This is a genomic window from Bacillus sp. JJ1773 (assembly GCF_036962035.1).
Taxonomy (GTDB): Bacteria; Bacillota; Bacilli; order Bacillales; family Cytobacillaceae; genus Cytobacillus.
The window spans coordinates 1-21073 of sequence record NZ_JBALNX010000040.1; the positions used below are offsets into that span (position 1 = coordinate 1).

The 21073-nt window shown below is 38.6% G+C and carries 18 protein-coding genes and 1 pseudogene; 12 read left to right on the forward strand and 7 right to left on the reverse strand.

Features of this window, described 5'->3' with window-relative positions; all coding sequences use genetic code 11:
- Positions 1 to 121 precede the first annotated feature (121 nt).
- Positions 122 to 382, forward strand: coding sequence for a DUF1871 family protein (locus V7127_RS10750; protein ID WP_335354667.1), 261 nt, complete (start codon positions 122 to 124; stop codon positions 380 to 382).
- Between the two features lie 23 nt (positions 383 to 405).
- Here V7127_RS10750 and V7127_RS10755 read toward each other — a convergent pair whose 3' ends face one another.
- Positions 406 to 1239: an alpha/beta fold hydrolase gene (locus tag V7127_RS10755; RefSeq protein WP_335354668.1), complete on the reverse strand. Its 834-nt coding sequence runs from the start codon at positions 1237 to 1239 to the stop codon at positions 406 to 408.
- Positions 1240 to 1581: 342 nt separating this feature from the next.
- Between V7127_RS10755 and yugI the strand changes: the two genes are divergently transcribed.
- Both yugI and V7127_RS10765 read left to right on the forward strand, forming a co-directional pair.
- Entirely contained in the window at positions 1582 to 1986 is a 405-nt protein-coding gene (yugI, locus tag V7127_RS10760) for a S1 domain-containing post-transcriptional regulator GSP13 (RefSeq protein ID WP_335347266.1), read from the forward strand.
- A gap of 117 nt (positions 1987 to 2103) precedes the next feature.
- The gene (locus V7127_RS10765; protein ID WP_335347267.1) at positions 2104 to 2469 is read left to right on the forward strand and encodes a group I truncated hemoglobin; all 366 of its coding nucleotides are present in this window, start codon (positions 2104 to 2106) and stop codon (positions 2467 to 2469) included.
- 30 nt (positions 2470 to 2499) lie between these two features.
- Here V7127_RS10765 and V7127_RS10770 read toward each other — a convergent pair whose 3' ends face one another.
- Positions 2500 to 3930 carry a sigma-54 interaction domain-containing protein gene (locus V7127_RS10770; protein WP_335347268.1) on the reverse strand — a complete coding sequence of 477 codons (1431 nt, stop codon included), beginning with the start codon at positions 3928 to 3930 and terminating at the stop codon, positions 2500 to 2502.
- A 214-nt stretch (positions 3931 to 4144) separates the two neighbouring features.
- On the opposite strand from V7127_RS10770, the gene pruA reads away from it, so the two are divergent.
- The 4 genes from pruA (at position 4145) to V7127_RS10790 (ending at position 9171) form a co-directional block, all read left to right on the forward strand.
- A complete protein-coding gene (pruA, locus tag V7127_RS10775; RefSeq protein WP_335354669.1) occupies positions 4145 to 5692 on the forward strand; it encodes an L-glutamate gamma-semialdehyde dehydrogenase in 1548 nt (515 codons plus the stop codon).
- Positions 5693 to 5774: 82 nt separating this feature from the next.
- Positions 5775 to 6974: an ornithine--oxo-acid transaminase gene (locus V7127_RS10780; RefSeq protein WP_335347270.1), complete on the forward strand. Its 1200-nt coding sequence runs from the start codon at positions 5775 to 5777 to the stop codon at positions 6972 to 6974.
- A gap of 346 nt (positions 6975 to 7320) precedes the next feature.
- Entirely contained in the window at positions 7321 to 8670 is a 1350-nt protein-coding gene (locus V7127_RS10785) for a glucose-6-phosphate isomerase (RefSeq protein ID WP_335347271.1), read from the forward strand.
- 93 nt (positions 8671 to 8763) lie between these two features.
- A complete protein-coding gene (locus V7127_RS10790) occupies positions 8764 to 9171 on the forward strand; it encodes a YugN-like family protein (protein ID WP_335354671.1) in 408 nt (135 codons plus the stop codon).
- Here the strand turns inward: V7127_RS10790 and V7127_RS10795 are convergent.
- The 5 genes from V7127_RS10795 to V7127_RS10815 all read right to left on the reverse strand — a co-directional run bounded on the left by V7127_RS10795 (position 9168) and on the right by V7127_RS10815 (position 14606).
- Positions 9168 to 10160 carry a potassium channel family protein gene (locus tag V7127_RS10795; protein ID WP_335354672.1) on the reverse strand — a complete coding sequence of 331 codons (993 nt, stop codon included), beginning with the start codon at positions 10158 to 10160 and terminating at the stop codon, positions 9168 to 9170. The two genes, V7127_RS10790 and V7127_RS10795, sit on opposite strands and share 4 nt — an antisense overlap.
- 131 nt (positions 10161 to 10291) lie before the next feature.
- Positions 10292 to 10495 (reverse strand): aspartyl-phosphate phosphatase Spo0E family protein, encoded by a 204-nt coding sequence (locus V7127_RS10800; RefSeq protein ID WP_335344265.1) that lies wholly within the window; start codon positions 10493 to 10495, stop codon positions 10292 to 10294.
- A 293-nt stretch (positions 10496 to 10788) separates the two neighbouring features.
- Positions 10789 to 11655: an alpha/beta hydrolase gene (locus tag V7127_RS10805; RefSeq protein WP_335354673.1), complete on the reverse strand. Its 867-nt coding sequence runs from the start codon at positions 11653 to 11655 to the stop codon at positions 10789 to 10791.
- A 563-nt stretch (positions 11656 to 12218) separates the two neighbouring features.
- A complete protein-coding gene (locus V7127_RS10810) occupies positions 12219 to 13451 on the reverse strand; it encodes a M20 family metallo-hydrolase (RefSeq protein ID WP_335485798.1) in 1233 nt (410 codons plus the stop codon).
- A 108-nt stretch (positions 13452 to 13559) separates the two neighbouring features.
- A complete protein-coding gene (locus tag V7127_RS10815; RefSeq protein WP_335485802.1) occupies positions 13560 to 14606 on the reverse strand; it encodes a flavin-containing monooxygenase in 1047 nt (348 codons plus the stop codon).
- 182 nt (positions 14607 to 14788) lie between these two features.
- Here V7127_RS10815 and V7127_RS10820 point away from each other — a divergent pair, with 182 nt between their 5' ends.
- From V7127_RS10820 to V7127_RS10840, 5 genes and pseudogenes are all read left to right on the forward strand, one after another.
- The gene (locus V7127_RS10820) at positions 14789 to 16087 is read left to right on the forward strand and encodes an arsenic transporter (protein ID WP_335485805.1); all 1299 of its coding nucleotides are present in this window, start codon (positions 14789 to 14791) and stop codon (positions 16085 to 16087) included.
- A 30-nt stretch (positions 16088 to 16117) separates the two neighbouring features.
- Positions 16118 to 16342: pseudogene (locus V7127_RS10825) on the forward strand (arsenate reductase); the annotation flags it as partial.
- Between the two features lie 251 nt (positions 16343 to 16593).
- The gene (locus V7127_RS10830; protein ID WP_335485808.1) at positions 16594 to 17139 is read left to right on the forward strand and encodes a helix-turn-helix domain-containing protein; all 546 of its coding nucleotides are present in this window, start codon (positions 16594 to 16596) and stop codon (positions 17137 to 17139) included.
- Positions 17140 to 17274: 135 nt separating this feature from the next.
- A complete protein-coding gene (locus V7127_RS10835; protein WP_335485811.1) occupies positions 17275 to 19311 on the forward strand; it encodes a hydantoinase/oxoprolinase family protein in 2037 nt (678 codons plus the stop codon).
- Positions 19308 to 20963, forward strand: a complete 1656-nt coding sequence (locus tag V7127_RS10840) for a hydantoinase B/oxoprolinase family protein (protein ID WP_335485815.1) — start codon at positions 19308 to 19310, stop codon at positions 20961 to 20963. The genes V7127_RS10835 and V7127_RS10840 overlap by 4 nt, the downstream gene beginning before the upstream one ends.
- Positions 20964 to 21073 lie beyond the last annotated feature (110 nt).

Sequence of the window (21073 nt, forward strand, 5' to 3'; positions counted from 1 at the left end):
TTAGTCTGTGTTCCTATAATAGGGCTTTTACGGGCTGTTAGTCACCTGAATAGGTTTCTTTTTTCCTCAAACTTTTTAAAGTGGGGTCTTACAGCCCGTTAATCTGCGGAAAGGTGATAATATGCAAATTCAACAATTAAACATACAGCTCGTCAATACAATAAATGAGTGGGATCCTTTTGGAATGGGTGCAGGCAATTATGAAACGGAAATTGCTGATATTGTTCAGGCAGTCCATGATTTAGATGATCAGAATAAGCTAGCTAGAAAAATTCAGGCCATTTTTGAATTTTCCTTTGAAAAGCTTCTAGCCATTGAGGAATGCTCAGAAGTCGCTCGTAAACTTCTGGCTATTAAAGATGATGGAGTGTGTACAATTTAGAGAAGGGTGACTCTTTTGCAGATTCACCCTTTCTTATTAAATTCCTTTATATATTGGAAAACCTCCTCCGGTCTTTCCTCTGGAAGGAGGTGGCCGGTTTCTTTTAAAACAATGAGCTTCGAATTATTTAGATCCTGTTGCAGCTGTTTGCCTATTTGCAGTGGAACTACTTTATCCTGCTCTCCCCAAATTAATAAGCAGGGTACTTGAATTTCTTTTAAGATATCTGCAGACAAATCTCCCTCGCGGTCACGGATTAGCTTTGCCAGGGCTAAGAATATATCGTCTTTTAAAAATGGGGCTAAATATCCTTCTGCCATTTCTTCATCGATTATAGATTGGTTGTAAACAACGAGCCGTAAATTATTTTCTAATCCTGAACGCTCCAGCCACCTCTTAACGAATAGGTGAGAAAATGGAAGATAAGTCGCAAGAACAAGCTGGAGCTTTGATTTTTTTAAATAGCCTGAGCTGCAAAGAAGTACCACTTTATCAATTAGATCTGGACGTAAATGAGCGATGTATAAGGAAATTTGTCCACCCATAGAATGGCCAAGTAATATGATTTTATTTAATTGTATACTTTCAATGAGCTGTATAACGGTCATCGCCATATTTTTATATGAATATTTGTAACGGCGGGATTTTCCGCTTTGCCCAAATGGGGGTAAGTCAATAGAAATGACATTATATTCATTTATTAAATATGGGATAAGCCTCCGGAAGCTAAAGCTTGAGGATAGAAAGCCGTGCAGCAGGACAACGGTTTTCTTTGAGGATGAGTGTCGCTGAAAGCTTTCATAGTAAATATGATTTCCATTTATATGTACGTCTTGTTTTTCCATAGTATTCTCCATGTATATCCCCTCAATGTCAGTATACCTTATTTTCACCGAAGGAATTGAAATCAACCAAACAAAAAAAGGACAACCCAAAGGATTGTCACTTCAAAAAGGGGGAATACTAGAAAGTCTTTAAGACCATCATGCCCAACAAGCCTTGCTTTCAAACATCAAATCACAAAAAACATCTTATCCAATAAAACTTGCCTGTTTAGATTAAATAATAATATTAATTACGAGCAAAATAGAGAATATCAAGACCGAATTAATTACTTTTTGAAAAAAGGCTTGAACTGTGGTATAATTTTTAATTGCGAATAAAAAGGATAAAAATTAATAGAAATTAGGAGTGTTTCCATGTCTGAAAAAATCGAAGTAGGCAGTGTTATTAAAGGTAAGGTGACAGGAGTTCAACCGTATGGTGCGTTCGTTGCGCTGAATGAGACTACTCAAGGGCTTGTTCATATTTCTGAGGTTACTCATGGATTTGTTAAGGATATTAATGAACATCTTAAAGTTGGAGATGAAGTAGAAGTTAAAGTTTTATCTGTTGATGAGGCATCAGGAAAAATTGGATTATCGATCCGTGCTACACAAGAAGCGCCAGTCGAGGCTGAAGTAAAAGCGAAAAAGCCGCGTAAACCTCGCCCAGTGGCTCCAATCCATGTGGAAAACGATACGGCACAAGGATTTAATACACTTAAGGATAAACTTCAAGAGTGGATTGACCAATCTCAACGTGAAGATTTGATTAAGAAATAAGAATGGAAACCGGGCTTAGCTCGGTTTTTTACTTTTTTTGGTCAAAGGGAACCTGAATACTTGCTTAATCTCTATCGAATAATAACTCTTGTTATTAGTAAGAAGGGGGAATTTCACATGGCAGAACAAACACTTTATGAAAAAGTCGGCGGTGAAGAGGCAATTGTAAAGGTTGTCGACTACTTTTATTCTGAATTAGTCCTAAAGGATCCAACGGTAAACCAATTTTTTGAGAATACAGATATGGAAAAGCAGCGCCGACATCAAACGAAGTTTATTAGCTTTGCCTTAGGTGGACCTAATCAATATTCGGGAAATTCGATGGCAAAGGCTCATAAAGGGATGAATCTGCAGCCCGAGCATTTTGATGCCATTGCCACACATCTGGGAGAGGCTCTCGCTCATTTTGGGGTTGGTGATGAAGATATCGCCCAGGCTTTAAATAAAGTCAATACGCTTAAAGACGATATTCTATATCAATGAAGAACAAAAACTCGCCAATCGGCGAGTTTTTTATATTCCCTTGGCTTCCTCTTTCCTAATCTGGTGCTTTTTAAGCCGATATTGCAGATTTTGCCGGCTCATGCAAAGAGATTTTGCGGCTTGGGTAATATTATATTGATGAAGCTGTAACACTTTTTCTAAATAGCTTTTTTCTGCTTCATCCATATAATCTTCCAAGGACTTAAATTGACTGCTTGATTCATTCTGATGATGTGTTAGGCTGATCGGTGTAAAAATATCATTTTTAAATTGCGGCTTATTGCGGAAATGGATCGGCAAATGAAGATAACCAATGTGCTCCTCATGAACAATTAAATTCATCGCACCTTCTATAACATGCTCTAGTTCCCGTACATTTCCAGGCCAATCATACTGTTCAAATACACTTAAAACATGATCGTCAATCCCTTGAACCTTCATGCCAAAAAGGTGATTGTATTTTTCAATAAAGAAACGGACAAGATCTTGAATATCCTTCCTTCTATCCCGCAAAGGAGGGATGAATAAAGAAACAACGCTCAATCTGTAATATAGGTCTTTTCGCAGTCTTCCATCGGAGATCGCATCGATAGGATCCTCGTTTATAGTAGCAATGATCCGGACGTCTACCTTACGATCTTTTGTGTCTCCAATTCGTCTAACCATTCGTTCCTGTAAAACCCTTAAAAGCTTCGCCTGCAAGGCTGGATTTAGAGAATTGATTTCGTCAAGCAGCAATGTTCCGCCTTCCGCCTGTTCGAAAAGACCTGGACGTTCAATCGCACCTGTAAAAGCCCCTTTCTTTGTCCCGAATAACAGCCCCTCAATCAAGCTATCAGGCAAGGCAGCACAGTTCTGAGAGATAAAGGGCTTTGAAGATCGATTGCTTCCATTATGAATGCTTTGTGCGAATAGCTCTTTTCCTGTTCCTGTATCACCAACGATAAGAATTGATGAACTAGTGCGGGTCGCTCTCTTGCTCGCCTCGATCACATTCTTAATTTCTTCACTGATTCCGATAATGCTATCAAATGTGTAGCGGGTGTTTCCTTTTTTATTCATATTTTCTCTAATCAGCTTTTCTAGTTTTGTCACATCGCGGGCAATTTCCATGGCGCCAATTCGAACGCCTTCCTCCGAAACGGGGAAGGTGTTATTAATCGTTGTTATTTCCTGCCCTTTATTATTAAAATAAGTTTGCTTAGCATTAATGATTTTCTCCCCGTGAGTTAAAGCTCTCAAAAGGGTGCTAGCCTCATCCTTATGAAAGGAGAATACATCCAATAGCTCCTTATCGAGGACATCTGAGTAATCCATTCCCTCCATTTCAGCCATTTTTTTATTATAAATTATCGTTTTGCCTTCGTGATCAACAACGTGGACTCCGATATCTATTTCTTTAAGTATCTGTTGGAAAAACGTATTAATTAATTTCATTTGAGCGAAATTTGGATTATTCATTGTCTTGCTCCTTCATCATTCTTTCCTTCATTTTATGTAAAGAATGGAAGGGGTGCAATGTTTTTTTGCTCCTTAACAGGTGTTGAGAGATCAAAATGCAAAATAATTTTGCTGTTAAGAAAGAAAAAACAACATTTGACGCGGTATACATATTTGGCACATATCTTGCAATGATATATGGATGTAATGAAAAAGTGCTAAGGGGGAAGGAATCATGGTACAAGCATACAAACATGAGCCATTCACAAATTTTAAGTTAGACGAAAACCGTGAGGCATATCTAACAGGCTTAAAAACGGTTGAAGGCTATTTAGGAAAAGACTACGATTTAGTCATTGGTGGAGAGCGTATTTCTACTGAGGAAAAAATTGTTTCTTATAATCCCGCAAATAAAGAAGAAGTGATTGGTCGTGTATCCAAGGCAAGCCAAGAATTAGCCGAAAAAGCCATGCAGGCTGCTGTTGAAGCGTTCAAAACATGGAAAAAGGTAAAGCCGGAAATTCGTGCGGACGTTCTTTTCAAAGCAGCTGCGATTATCCGCCGCCGCAAGCATGAATTCTCTGCTCTTTTAACAAAAGAAGCAGGAAAGCCATGGAATGAGGCAGATGCAGATACTGCAGAAGCGATTGATTTCTTAGAATATTACGCACGTCAAATGCTGCGTATTAAAGATGGTGTTCCAGTAAACAGCCGTCCAAACGAATATAACCGTTATGACTACATTCCATTAGGAGTGGGAATCATTATCTCTCCTTGGAATTTCCCGTTAGCGATTATGGCTGGTACGACAGTTGCAGCAATCGTAACAGGAAACACTGTATTATTAAAACCAGCTTCAACAACACCAATTGTTGCAGCGAAATTCGTTGAAGTCATGGAAGAGGCAGGACTTCCAGCAGGTGTTCTTAACTTCGTTCCAGGAAGCGGTGCAGAAGTGGGCGACTACTTAGTTGACCATAAAGACACTCGTTTCATCAGCTTCACAGGTTCTCGTGACGTTGGTCTGCGTATTTTCGAACGTTCATCTAAGCTGAATGAAGGTCAAATTTGGATGAAGCGTTTAATCGCAGAAATGGGCGGAAAAGACACGATTGTTGTCGATAAAGAAGCAGATCTTGAACTAGCTGCGACATCTATCGTTGCTTCTGCGTTCGGATTCTCCGGACAAAAATGTTCAGCATGCTCTCGTGCAGTAGTTGTAGAAGATGTATACGATCAAGTATTAAACCGTGTCGTTGAATTAACAAATCAATTAACACAAGGGGATCCAACTGATCCAAACAACTACATGGCAACGGTGATCGATCAAAGCGCTTATAATAAAATTATGAGCTATATCGAAATCGGCAAGCAGGAAGGTAAGCTAATGGCAGGCGGAGAAGGTGACGATTCGAAAGGCTACTTCATTAAACCGACCGTATTCGCTGACCTTTCACCAGAATCTCGCATCATGAAGGAAGAAATCTTTGGACCTGTTGTTGGCTTTACAAAAGCTAAAGATTTCGATGAAGCGATTGACATTGCTAACAACACAGAATACGGCTTAACGGGTGCAGTTATTACCAATAACCGTTTGAACCAAGAAAAAGCTCGTGAAGATTTCCATGTTGGAAACCTATATTTTAACCGCGGCTGTACAGGTGCTATTGTAGGCTACCAGCCATTCGGCGGATTCAACATGTCAGGAACTGACTCTAAAGCAGGCGGACCTGATTATCTGCTTCTTCATATGCAAGCAAAAACTACATCAGAAATGTATTAAAAAATTTCCTTTCAGGGTTTAAAGTGTAACAGCTTAACGGTACAATGAAAGGGATTACTCGGACATTAGGAGGAATGTATTCATGACAGCATTAACAAATACAAATTCATTGATTGAACAAACTGAGAAATATGGTGCAAAGAACTATCATCCGCTGCCAATCGTCATTTCAAAGGCTGAAGGTGTATGGGTTGAGGATCCTGAAGGCAATAAATACATGGATATGTTAAGTGCTTACTCGGCAGTAAACCAAGGACATAGACATCCGAAAATTATTCAAGCATTAAAAGATCAAGCAGATCGTGTAACCCTTACCTCTCGTGCATTCCATAATGATCAGCTTGGTCCATGGTATGAAATGATTTGTAAGCTAACAAATAAAGAAATGGCTCTTCCTATGAATACGGGTGCTGAAGCGGTTGAAACAGCATTTAAAGCTGCTCGCCGCTGGGCATACGATGTAAAAGGTGTAGCTGAAAATCAAGCAGAGATCATTGCATGTGTTGGAAATTTCCACGGACGTACAATGACAGCTGTTTCTCTTTCTTCAGAAGCGGAATATAAGCGCGGATTTGGTCCAATGCTTCCAGGTATTAAATTAATTCCATACGGAGATCTAGAAGCATTGAAAGCGGCAATCACGGAAAATACTGCGGCATTCTTAATTGAGCCAATCCAAGGGGAAGCTGGAATCATTATTCCTGAAGAAGGCTTCATGAAAGCTGCATACGAAACATGTAAAGAAAACAATATATTATTCATTGCTGATGAAATTCAAGCAGGTCTAGCGCGTACTGGTAAAATGTTTGCTTGTGAATGGGAAGATGTAGATCCAGATATGTACATCCTAGGAAAGGCATTAGGCGGCGGAGTTTTCCCGATCTCCTGTGTTGTTGCAAATAAGGAAGTTCTAGGTGTATTCAATCCAGGATCTCACGGCTCAACATTTGGCGGAAATCCAATGGCTTGTGCTGTATCTATTGCTGCTATGGAGGTTCTTGTTGAGGAAAACTTAGCTGAGCGTTCTTTGAAGCTTGGTGAGTACTTCGTTAACAAGTTAAAAGAAATCAAAAATCCGATAATTAAAGATGTTCGTGGACGTGGCTTATTTATTGGTGTTGAATTAACTGAACCAGCTCGCAAATATTGTGAGGCTTTAAAGGAAGAAGGCTTATTATGTAAAGAAACACATGATACAGTCATTCGCTTTGCACCTCCACTTGTAATTACAGAGGAAGAGTTAGATTGGGCAATTGAACGTATTAACAAAATTTTAAGCTAATCCAAACTCTGATTATAGATGGAATATAAAAAACAATAAAACTAATAATAATAATAGACTATTCTGTTGTTCGCTCCAACTAGAATATGATTTCGTTTTTCCGTCTACAATGATAGAACAAAAAATCCTTGTACTTATGTGCAAGGATTTTTTGCGTCTTTAGATAGGTCGCTATTTTCGACATTTTTCACTTTGACAGCTCATAAAATGTAAATAAAAGTAGATATATTACTAACGGATGTTTCTTGATTATACGCCTGCTTTCCGTTAAAGTTTAGTAGAATAAAATAGATACTGAAAGTAATCCGGTATGTTTTTATGAAATTACATAATTGGAGGATCAGACATGACATATGTTCGTTTTGATTACTCAAAGGCATTTGCATTTTTCAGTGACCATGAGCTTACATATATGCAAGATGCGGTAAAGGTTGCTCATCACTCTTTGCATGAGAATACTGGACAGGGAAATGAATTTTTAGGTTGGATGGATTACCCTATTCAATATGATAAACAAGAATTTTCTCGGATAAAACAATCAGCTGAAAAAATTATTGGAGATTCTGATGTTTTGCTCGTTATTGGTATTGGGGGTTCTTACTTAGGTGCCCGTGCAGCAATTGAAATGTTAAATCATAGCTTTTATAATGCACTGTCAAAGGAAAAAAGAGGAACTCCGCAAATAATTTTTGTCGGCAATAATTTAAGCTCTTCTTACATGAAAGATGTGATTGACTTTCTTGATGGGAAGGACTTCTCCATAAACGTTATCTCTAAATCAGGTACAACGACTGAACCAGCCATTGCCTTTCGGATTTTTCGCAAGCGATTGGAGGAGCTATATGGTTTAGAGGAAGCACGCAGGAGAATTTATGCAACAACAGATAGGGAAAGAGGGGCCCTAAAAACACTTGCAGACGAAGAAGGCTATGAAACATTTGTTGTTCCTGATGATATTGGCGGCCGATACTCGGTATTAACAGCAGTGGGTTTATTGCCAATAGCTGTTAGCGGTGCCGATATTGGGGAAATGTTGAAGGGTGCTGCCCTTGCCCGGGAAGAGCTGAGCAGTTCAGAGTTGCTTGAAAATATAGCCTATCAATATGCAGCAATTCGCCATATTTTATACAACAAAGGAAAGACGACAGAAATGCTCATTAACTATGAGCCAGCTTTACAATCCTTTTCAGAATGGTGGAAGCAGTTATTCGGTGAAAGTGAAGGAAAGGACTTAAAAGGAATCTACCCATCCTCGGCCAATTTCTCAACGGATCTGCATTCTATTGGTCAATATATTCAAGATGGACGAAGGAACCTGTTTGCGACAGTTATGAAGGTTGATAAACCACGTCAAGAGTTAATCATTGAAAAGGCAGATAATGACTTAGATGATCTAAATTATTTAGCTGGAAAAACGGTGGACTTTGTCAACAATAAGGCGTTTGAAGGGGCTGTACTAGCGCATACTGATGGCGGTGTGCCAAATCTAGTCTTATCCATTCCTAAATTAGATGCCTTTACCTTTGGCTATCTCGTATATTTCTTTGAAAAAGCCTGTGCGATGAGCGGCTATTTATTAGGTGTCAACCCTTTCGATCAGCCAGGTGTAGAGGCTTATAAAGTAAATATGTTTGCTCTTTTAGGAAAACCAGGGTTTGAAGACAAGAAGGAAGAGCTAGAAAAGCGGCTTAGATAAAAAAGGAGTGTTCGTTTAAACGAGCACTCTTTTTTTAATGAAACCTTTATTTTCGGGGAAACTATTTAAAAGAATGGAAAGGAGATATCCTAAATGATTGAAATTCCTTCAGAATTAGAGGGTAAAAGCTTTGATTTGTATAAATTAGAACAGAAGTTAAAACCAATCGGCTATTCAATTGGCGGCAATTGGGATTATGAAAAAGGCTATTTTGATTATAAGGTCGATAACAAGGAGGGCTATCAATTTTTAAGGCTTCCCTTTATGGCAATAGACGGGCAGCTTGATGCGAGAGGATGTACAGTCGAGCTTAGGCGACCGTTTTTGCTCTCACACCTATATGAGGATGGTTTGGACGACCATGCGCATACAGCGGTCATATCTGGATCATTTAACCAATTCTCGGAGCCAATCGAAAAGGATGCTGAACTCCCGGAGAAATTCATGGATCATGGGAAAGCGCTTGTCAAAGAATTGGAAGCAGTGCTCTTGAATGGTTAATTCGTAATGATAATCAATTGATCATTTTCGTGAATATGAAAGGGGGCTGGAGGATTTAATAGCGTTTCCTCCCCTCTTTTTACTCCGAGCAACAGAATTCCGTCTTTAATGAGTAATTGACTAAGTTCCATATAGGACATGTCCAATATGTCTGTTGAAGCCTGCTGAAACGTTAATTTTCGGTTATCCATCTGCCGTAATAAGTCCAAAAAGGATGTTACCAGCTCCTGTGAAAAGATGCTATTAATCATCACAAAGCTTGTTAAAATATTTGTTTGGACAACCTCATCGGCCCCAGCTCTTTTCGCGTTGGCAACTTGCTCTAATGTTAGAATTTCAACGATGCAGGGGACATGAGGTTTAAGCCCTTTTACAGCAAGCAAGGTTAAGATGGAGCCCATGTCAGCATGAAGCTCGCCCTTGTTTGGGTCAGCGGTTATAATCACTTTACTTGCTTCTAATATATTTGCTTTTAACAGCACATCATCAACGTTTGAACGGCCTTGAATAAAATGCACATTTCTGTCAGGCAATGGGTTTTTTTCGAGTGACTCATCAATTAAGGTGATCGCCATTTCTTTATGATTTTTACAAAGTGCCTGAAGAATTTCACGTGAACGTTCATTCCACCCGATAATAATTAGATGTTTTTTCCCTTTGAAAGCAAGCTTCCCTTCAATTAAATCATTCTGTCTTGTTACTGCAACAGTGGCTAGTGTGACAAAATAGGTGGCTAAAAATCCAGCTCCGATCATGATTAAAGCAATCCCGGCAAGTCTCCCAAAAACTGTCTTCGGTGCAAAATCTCCATAGCCAACTGTAGCTGCTGTGACTACAGCCCACCAAATACCTTCGAAAATAGTTTTAAATTGGTCTGGTTCTAATAAGTGAATTATCGTTCCAAATGTAAAAATCAGCGTAAGTGAAATAATTAATACTCGAAATATTAGCGGTAAACGCGCAAAGCTAGTAAATAAATTGTATGACAAAATATGACACCCCTAAAAAAGAATCTGTATTCAGTATGGACTAGTTAGAGGGATTTCATAAATTTAACTTCTATAAAATAGAAAAAAGAGCTAGATCTTCTAGCCCCAATTTAGTAAGAATTATAGGTTGATTAACTAGCTGAATGACCTCTATGGATAGTACGATCACTTAATGAAAAATGCAAAAGGTGAAGGTATATTAAACGGTCTAGCTTTTGGCTATAATTTATCGTTTCAACACTATTCATTCCGGTTTCATGTGCAATTCGGATCATTTCTTTTCTCATTATATTAATGCGCTTAAGGACTAATTTCTCTAATGAATACTTGTTCATCTTCATCTTCTCCTACTAATGTTTTCAAGTATACCTTTATTATAGGAGATATTTCATATTTCGAAATAGATTCGACAAAGGTTCTAAGAAAAAGACATTTTCCTTCATCTTTTACATAAATTTGGTAGCTTAATCAGGACAAAAGTCCTAATAAAATAGCTTCTCTCTGTAAAATATATGGGAGACATTTGTAGCCTTGATTCCTAAATCGCTTTTTGGGAGGAAAAAAGTATTTTTTTTAAAAAAAATCCTTCTCCATCATTCCAATAGGGAGAAGGAAAAGAATTAATTTACTAAGATAAATGGGATTTCAGGAATTCTATGACTTCTTTAAGTGCATCTTGGACAGTTGGGTTATGGAAATCCTTATCGAATACATGCTCTCCATTAGGGATGGTAATTAATTTGCTTTCAACGCTTGCTTTTGATAGGGCTTCGCTCATTAAAACAGATTGTTCGTAAGGGACGTCTACATCTTTCGTTCCATGTAAGAATAAAGTAGGCGGGTAATCCGCATCAATATTGTAAATGGGAGAATACTTTTGAATCGTTTCTTCGTTCATTTGCGGGTTAATTCCAGTTACTTCTTGAATCCAATCCCCAGTTTGTCGTGCATATAAATATAGAAGGAACCGGGGTTGAACAGAAGCTTCTGTAATTATTTGATTAGATACAAGCTGATCGGCAATCTCTTTTGGTACTCTATCTTTTTGGAGGTAGTAGCTGTTAGGGGTTGTAGCCCAATTAGCGCCTATATCTCCATATCCGTAGAAGGATACGATTGCACGCGGCTTGTTTGAAAGTGTACCGGTAGACAGTGCTAGAAATCCGCCTGCTGATCCGCCGATTACGGCTATTCTATCCGGATCAATTGAGAATTGATTAGGTCCTTCAGATTTTATCCAGTTCAGCGCATCTTGGATATCATCAAGGATGCCCGATAGTTTTGTTTCAGGAGCAAGTCTGTAATCAATAGAGAACACGGCAAAGCCATTATTTGTATAAAGCTGTATCATTTCAGCAGAAAGTTCTTTTCTTGTACCCCATAGGAGGCCGCCCCCATGTATATATACGACAACAGGAGCATTTTCACGATCCGGTTCATGGAAATCCGCTTTAAGCGCATAGCCGGCTTCCTCTTTGTAAATAACTGTTTTCATTTTAAAGATTCACGTCCATTCTAGTAGAGATTCTTCGGAAAGTATTTGTGTGTGAATTAACGATATACAGTATACCAAAAAAGAAGAGAAATGGTCATTTAGATGATACTGGAAATGAATGGAATAGGTAACGGTGATATACTCATGCTTCCAGTTTTTGGTGTTATTAAAGGAAAACGCAATTCATGGTGAGGGTTTTGGTAGGAGGAGCTTGAAAATGCTAACAATAAATGCTTCATGGTAAGGGTTTTAGTTGGGTGAGTATGAAAATGCTACCTATGAACGCTACATAGTGAGGGTTTTAGATAGGATAGTATGAAAATGATAATCATGAGAGCCTCATGGTGATGGTATGAAAACACTAGCTATGAGCGCTTCATGGTAAGGGTTTTAGCTAGTACGAAAATGCTAACCATGAAAGTCTCATAGTAAGTGTTATTAACTAAAGTAGTTTACAAAATGCTCAGAACGAACAAAAATAAAATAAAACGAAGGCATCATTCCAAAGACTTGGCTAACACCTTCGTTTTTCCTGAGTACTCAGCTATATGTTAGGGCATGAGTTACGCTTTCGCATATTGTATAACAGCCTCTTCTAAAACATCAATTCCAAGTAAAATGTCGTCTAAATCTGTGTATTCATCTGGATGATGACTTAATCCATCAACAGATGGTACAAAGATCAGCCCAACTGGACCAAGTCTTGTCATGTTCATCGCATCATGGCCAGCCCCGCTCTGCATGACTTCGTATGATAAATTTCTGCGATCACAAATGTTCCTAACTTCTTCAACAAGTTCTCCAGAAAGAATAACTGGCTCCTCTAAACTAATAACATTAGTTTCGATCTCGAGCTGTCTATTTGCTTTTACTGAGGCAATCGTTTCATAGACATGGTTTAACACACGTTCTCTTGATTCGGTAGACGTAGATCGAATGTCAATCTTAAGCTCAACCTCACCTGGAACGACATTCATCGCTCCTGAAGGAATATCCAAAACGCCAACTGTTCCAACAGTTCCGTACGCTTGTTCAAGCATTGCCGCTTTTTCAAGCTCTAAGGCAATTTCGGAAGCACCGAGGAGAGCGTCCTTTCTCATATTCATTGGGGTTGTACCTGAATGTGAGGCCTTTCCATAAATTTTTAGAAGAAGTCTAGCTGGTGCTGCGATCCCAGTTACAATCCCAATTTTTTTCTGATTATTAATGAGAACGGGACCTTGCTCCACATGCAGCTCGAAATATGCCTTGAATTCTTCGTTTGCTCTGCTTGCTTCATCAATACTATTAAAATCAAGGGCACATAGGGCTAATGCTTTTTCCATCGTAAGGCCATCGCGGTCTTTCAGATGCCTGTATTTTTCTTTATCTAGGAGTCCAGCCATTGCCTTACTCCCAAAAGTAGAAACGCCAAATCGGGAGGATTCCTCACAAGCGAAAGAAACGACTTCAATCGGATGATCTGTCACGACTCCCTTATCATTTAATCGCGAAATTACCTCCAACCCAGCTGTCACTCCAACTAAACCGTCATATTTTCCGCCTTGATACACAGTATCTAAGTGAGATCCGATCACAACTGGTGGAAGGCCCTTTATTTTTCCTTCCCTTCTTGCAATTAAGTTTCCGCAAGGGTCAAGGCGAACATCTAATTTTTCATCCATACAAAGCCTCATGAAGGCATGGGTACCCGCCTGCTCTTCATTCGTGTAGGCAACACGCGTTATACCGATATCACCCGAATTGTATTGATTCATTTTATTAAAAAGTATTTCATACCGTTCTCTCAAGTCCATAATGTATCTCCTATTAAAAGTAATATTTGATCGAATGATTAATACATAGATTATATCTATTATTTACTGATACTAAAAGAAAAAACGCAACACGATTGCTGCGTTAATTCAAGAATAATCCATTATGATGTTTTCGAATAAAAACTTTGCATCATCGCCAACCCCTAATAAAAGAGCAGAGCCTCGCCTATGCTGCCAGGGCAGGCCAAGAAAATACAATCCGTCTATATTTGATATTCCTCGTTCGTGAATTACTTTTCCTTTTTCATCAAAAATCTGCGGGAAATCCAACATGGAAAAATTAGTTTCAAAACCCGTAGCCCAAATAATATTATCAGCTTTTAAAGTGGAAGTATCTGTAAATAGGATTTCATTTTGTTTGATGCCAATTGTTCTTCCCTTCATAGATACTTTCCCTAGTTTAATTTTCTCTTTTAATTCCAGACCAAAAATAGGATCGCCTTTTTTCCGAAGCCATTTTGCTATTTTAGAAGTTGAGTTTGCCTTTAATATCCCTAATTGATCTAGCCACCAAAATATACTTTTATTTGTAAGGGTTAAAGGGAAGAAGTGCAGAGCCTCTCCTACTGAAAGATAAGTAGGAAGGGATTTGGAAAGTTCAACAGCAATTTGCGCACCGGAATTACCACCCCCAACGACTAGAACGTTTCCTTCTTTCAGCTGTAAGGGATTTTTATATTGTGAAGAATGTAGTTGTATGACATCTCCCTGAAGCCCTTTTGAAAAAGCAGGAATTCTTGGATGGTGAAAGGGACCTGCTGCGATAACCACTTTCTTGGCCAGAAGAGTAGAATTTTGAGTAACAATATTAAAATATTTATCTGTTCTATATACTTGTTGAACTTTTGTATCAAGCTGTATGGGCAATTGAAAGGTTTCAGCATACTTCTCTAAATAATCAGCTACTTCATTCTTCGTAGGAAACCCATCTGGATCTCCCTCCATCATTAAGCCATGTAAGGAACTATAAGAACGTGGGGTAAACAAGACAAGGGAATCATATCTATTTCTCCATACGTCACCGATGCGCTTATGACTATCAATAATAAGAAAGGACAAGGATGATTTTTTTAAATAGTATCCCATGGATAAGCCAGCCTGGCCAGCTCCGATAATTAACACATCGTAAATCATTATAGACACCTCAATTAATATATGAATATATGCTCATATATAATATACAAGAGAATGAAAAATCTGTCAATAAAGTAATTCATTTGAATAATACATTGACTGCAAAGGCTTATTTTATATTGAACGTCTAGGAGTATGCCTATATACTGATGGAGGTAAATAGAGATAGTTGGGGGTTCACGATGTTTTCAATTATTATAGCAAGTATAATCTTTTTAGCCACTTTAACCTTAGTCATCTGGCAGCCGAAAGGATTAGGAATTGGCTGGTCTGCTTGCGGGGGAGCTGTGCTGGTACTTATTGTCGGAGTCGTGGACTTTCATGATTTCATAGATGTGATATTAATTGTTTGGAATGCCACATTAACGTTAATTGCCATTATAATTATATCGCTTATTTTAGATGAAATAGGATTTTTTGAATGGGCCGCCTTAAATATGGCGAGAGCAGCAAAGGGAAATGGGATAAGAATGTTTGTATATATCACCATTCTAGGTGCTATTGTTTCCGCATTATTTACTAATGACGGAACTGCGCTCATCCTCACACCTATTGTATTATCAATGGTCCGAAATCTGCAATTTAATGAAAAAATGGTTTTTCCGTTTATCATAGCCAGTGGATTCATTGCAGATACAACATCGCTTCCCTTAGTTGTTAGTAATCTTGTTAATATCGTTTCTGCCGATTATTTTGGAATCGGATTTAATGAATTTGCATCAAGAATGATTATCCCAAACTTCTTTTCTCTTGCTTCTAGTATTTTGGTATTATATCTTTTCTTTCGTAAGAGCATTCCAAAGAACTACGACTTATCGGACCTAAAAAAACCAGTAGAAGCAATACGGGACGAAAAAATGTTTCTATTGTCATGGTATGTACTGGCAGTCCTCCTTATGGGGTATTTTGCTAGTGAATTTACTGGAATTCCAGTCTCTATCATTGCTGGGGTTGTAGCTGTTTTCTTCCTATTCATGGCAAGAAGGAGCCATGCGGTGAATACAAGGACTGTCATGAAAGGGGCTCCTTGGGCTATTGTCTTTTTCTCAATTGGGATGTATGTGGTTGTTTATGGTTTGCGAAATGTGGGGTTAACGAATGTTTTAGCTGATGTTATTCAATCAGCTGCCGATCAAGGATTATTTGCCGCGACACTCGGGATGGGATTCATTGCTGCGCTGCTTTCATCTGTGATGAATAATTTGCCTACCGTGATGATTGATGCTTTAGCGATTTCAGACACAAATACAACGGGAGTCATAAGAGAAGCACTCATTTATGCCAATGTCATTGGTTCGGACTTAGGTCCCAAAATTACACCAATTGGTTCTCTAGCCACCTTATTATGGATGCATGTTCTTTCCTTAAAAGGTGTAAAAATCTCATGGGGAACGTATTTTAAAACGGGGATTGTCTTAACGATTCCAACTTTATTTATCACATTGGTTGGTTTATATATTTGGCTGCTATTTATTCATTAATAACGGAGTTAAAATCATGACTAAAAAACAATTTATTTTCTATGTACAGGCAATTCATGCCGAAGCCCAATGGCAGAGGGCTAGGGGAAGAAGTATTTGGCTGATGATTGGAATGTTTATAGTGCAGGAATTGAGGCGTATGTCTTAAACCTAAATGCTGTAAAAGCCATGGATGAAGTGGGAGTAGATATTTCAATTCAAACCTCGGATATCATTGATGCAGAAATTCTTAACAATGCTGATTTAGTTGTTACTTGAAATTGAGGAGATAGTTAAGAGATTTGCAGAAGAAAAGTGATAGCTATTGAAACGCATCTAATATGATGCGTTTTTTTTATGTGCTTTACAAGAATAAGTTATACAACAAAAATATTCTAAAATAACAATTAATTATAACTATAAAAAATATTTAAAATATTCTTTTGTATTAAAGTGAATTATGATAGAATCATAAACAATTACAGTGCAGCAGTAAAAATTCTTCATTTATAGAAAGGGATTTAGTAATGAAGGAAATTTTTGAAAAAATTAAGCAATTACGATTTGAACAGGGAATGACTTTAAAAGAGCTGAGTGAAAAGACGGACCTTTCCGTAAGTTTTTTATCACAAATAGAAAGAGGAACATCTTCACTTGCTATTACGTCATTAAAAAAAATTGCTGATGCTTTTGGTGTAAAGATGATTCATTTTTTTGAGGAACCTGAGAATTTAAATTATGCAGTTAAAAAGGAAAATCAAAAATCTTTTAAGATTGAAAGCTCTGATTCTACTTATATTCGGCTCAGCAATAATTTTACTGACAGAAAGATAGAGCCTTTTCAAGTTACAATGCAGCCGCATCAAAGGGATATAGAAATGGCCAGGCATCCTGGGGAAGAATTTTATTATGTCCTAAAGGGTGCAGTATTAATTACGGTTGATCAGAATGTTTATTATTTGCGTGAGGGAGAAGCAGTCCACTTTCCGTCCACACTCCCCCATATGTGGGAGAATCCGCTTGATCAAGAAACGATTTTATTATCCGTAATTACACCAGTTATTTTTAACTAATAGATTGATAGGAAACCTTGAAGGGAGGAATGCATGTCAATTGCATATACTTAATGTTTTGGCCAACATCCAAATAGGGTTTTAACAGGGAATACAACATAAAAGATGTATTGAAACCGAAAGGGAGGAAGCAAAATGTCGCGTTATCGTCTTGGAGTAGATATTGGAGGTACTTTTACAGATTTGGTTGTGTTTGACCGTCTGAAAAATGTCTATCATACGAAAAAAACTTTAACAACTCCGCATAATCTAGCTGAAGGTGTTTTAGAGGCCATAAGCCATTATATAGGGGATTTATCTGAAATCGAATACTTTGTTCATGGAACAACATCTGGATTAAATGCTTTCCTTGAAAGAAAGGGTGCAAATGTAGCCCTTATAGTAACGAAAGGATTTAGAGATGTGTATGAAATCGGCAGGGCAAACCGGACTGAAATGTACAATATTCAGTTCAATAAGCCAGCTACTTTAGTGGAGCGAGAGCATATTTATGAAATCCAAGAAAGAGTGACATTTGACGGCTCTGTCGTGACACCATTAGATGAGGGCAATCTACACCAAATCATTGGAGAATTAAAGGATAAAAACTATGATGCAGTGGCTGTGTGCTTAATGCACGCTTACCGTAATCCAGATCACGAGGATAAAATCCGCAGCTTCATCGAAAAAGAGCTTGATATTCCGGTCTCGCTTTCTAGCGATATTGCCCGTGAGTGGAGAGAATATGAGCGTGTAAGTACAACGGTTATCAATGCATATATCGCTCCTATCGTAAAAAAATACTTAAATATTTTAGAGAAGGAAGTAGAGAAGAGAGGCTTCAAAAAAGATATTTACATTATGCAGTCTAATGGAGGGGTTATGACATCCAAGATTGCTCAGCGTCTTCCATTGCAGACACTTATGTCAGGACCAGTAGGCGGAACGATTGGCGGAATGAATTTAACAAAGCTGACAGGCGATCCAAACTTAATTTGTGTGGATATGGGAGGAACGAGTTTTGATGTAAGTATGATTATTGATGGACAGCCAGACATTACAGCTGAAATTCATATGGAAGGCTTCCCGATTTTATCACCTATGGTTAATATTCATACGATTGGAGCAGGAGGCGGATCCATTGCATGGGTAGAGGCAGGCGGATTGCGTGTAGGACCGAAAAGTGCAGGCTCCTCACCAGGACCGGCTTGTTATGGACAAGGGGGAAAACAGCCGACTGTGACAGATGCAAATTTAGTACTAGGCCGTATCGATGAAAATAACTTCTTAGGCGGCGACATCAAGCTGGATAAACAAGCAGCGATTGAAGCAGTGAAATCGGTTGCAGATCAAATTGGACTTTCTGTTCAAGAAACAGCTGAAGGAATTTGTGATATTGCGAATGCGAAGATGGCAGATGCTATTCGTACATTAACGGTTAAACGCGGAATTGATCCTCGTGATTTTACATTAGTTGCATTTGGCGGCGCAGGACCAATGCATGCTGTGTTAATTGCAGATCTATTGGATATGAAGAAAGTATTTGTACCGAGCGTATCCGGAACATTCTCTGCATGGGGCATGCTGCAAACAGACATCCGCTTTGATACAGTGCGAAACTATGTATCTAGCATCGAAGAAGTGAATTATAGCCAGCTTGAATCCTTATATGAGGAAATGAAACAGGAAAGCATTGCAGTGTTAAATCAGCAGAACATTCAAACTGAGCATATTCGTTTCCAAAATAGCATTGATGTCCGCTATGCTGGTCAGGAATATACGGTAAATATATTAAACGAAACAAATAATCTTAAGGAAATCGAAGAGGACTTCCATAAAGCCCATTTAGATATTTACGGACATAATAATCCGAAAGGGTCAATAGAGATCGTGAACCTTCGTGCTACAGCCTTTGGAGATCTTGAAAAGGTAGAATATGTGAAGTCGGACGAACGATCTGAAAAACAAGCGGTGCCATCATCAAAACGAAATGTAGTTTGGAATAATGTTGAAGAAGAAACAAAGGTATATTCAACTGAGGAGCTATCCTATGGAAACTATTTCAATGGGCCAGCGGTTGTTGAAGATAAAAACTCAACTTTAGTTATACCGCCAAAACACTATATTCGCATTGATGAATATCAGAATATTGAAATTGTTAAAGAAACAGCTGAACAGGAGGTTTTGGTATGAGCACTCAAACACCAGTATATTTAGAAAATCCGGTTACAACGGAAATTGTAAGGAATGCCCTTATCTCGGCTGCGGATGAAATGAACGCAAGTCTAGCGAGAAGCGCATTTTCACCGATTATTTATGAAATGAAGGATTGTAGTGTTTGTATTTTTAACCGCGATGTAGAGCTATTAGGACAGTCTGCCGGATTGCCAATATTTCTCGGAAACATTGATGAATGTATAAAAGTAACTACCAACGTAATCGGCGGAATTGAAAACTATAAAGATGGAGATGTGTATATTTTAAATGATTCATATATTGGCGGAACGCATTTAAATGATGTTACGGTTTTCTCTCCAATCTTCTTAGAAGGTGAGCTCGTTGGCTTTACAGCAAACCGTGCCCACTGGTTAGATATTGGCTCGAAAGATCCTGGGTATCCAATGGATGCAACAAGTATTTATCAAGAGGGTATCCGAATTCCTCCTACTAAAATTTATGATCAAGGGAAGCCAATCGAAGATGTAATCCGCTTAATTGTTTCGAATAACCGTTTCCGTGAAGCTGCATTGGGAGATTTAAATGCGCAAATTGCAGCCTGCCGGACAGGTGAAAAAAGATTCAAGGAATTAATTGTCCGCTTTGGCATCGACCGAATTAATCGCTGTATTCATGACATTTTTAAACAATCAGAAGAAATGGACCGCAGCGTTATTCGCAATATTCCGGATGGCGTTTATGAGGCAGAAGGATACCTGGATAATGATGGGGTCAAGGATGAACCGATTCTTGTAAAGGTTCAAGTAAAGGTTGAGGGCGATTATATTACGATTGATCTTACAGGCTCTAGCAAGCAGCGCTTCGGACAAACGAACTGCGGCTATGCTCAGACGATTTCAGCCTGCCGTGTGGCATTTAAAGATTTAATTAGTCCGAATTCTCCTGTAACTGGCGGGAACTTTAGAACAATGAAAGTTATTGCTCCAGAAGCAACAATCTTCCATGCAGTAGAGCCTGCACCATGCGGCTGGTATTTTACTCCGCTAGGTTTATTGATTGATTTAATTATTAAAGCACTATCCCCTGTCATGAAAGATAAGGCCGCTGGTGCTCATTACGGAGATTCCATGGTAGTGACATTTGCAGGAATGGATGAAAGAACAAATGAGTCATTTTTAAGTGTGGAAGCGACTGCCGGAGGATGGGGTGCATTCCATTCTGGAGACGGCCAATCAGCATTGATCAACCATGTGAGTGGGGACTTCAAAAACTTGCCAATCGAAGTATTTGAGTCAAAGTATCCGATTAGAATCAATCAATATGGTTTAAGACAAAACTCTGGAGGAGCCGGCCAGTATCGCGGCGGTCTTGGGGTTGAAAGAGAATACGAGATTCTTAGTGAAGATGCGACAGTTTCTCTATGGTTTGAAAGATCCAAGACTCCAGCATGGGGATTATTTGGAGGCCTGCCTGGCGCAAAGCCTGATGTAGAAATTATTTCAGGCAGAGGGGTTGAACATCTACTGAAGGTAAACGGAAGAAAAGTACGTAAAGGCGATATTGTCAAAGTCATGACCGGTGGCGGCGGCGGCTTTGGGAATCCGTCCGAAAGATCTTCTGAGGATGCCGAAAAAGATTTAAGAAATGAATATGTTACCGGAAAATAAACAAAAAAGCAGCGAGTAAAGAATATGCACCTTGGGCTCATGGTTGAAATGGGAAGGAAATTCTTAAAAGAATGCCTTCCTCCATTTTTACCTAAATATTACAGATAATT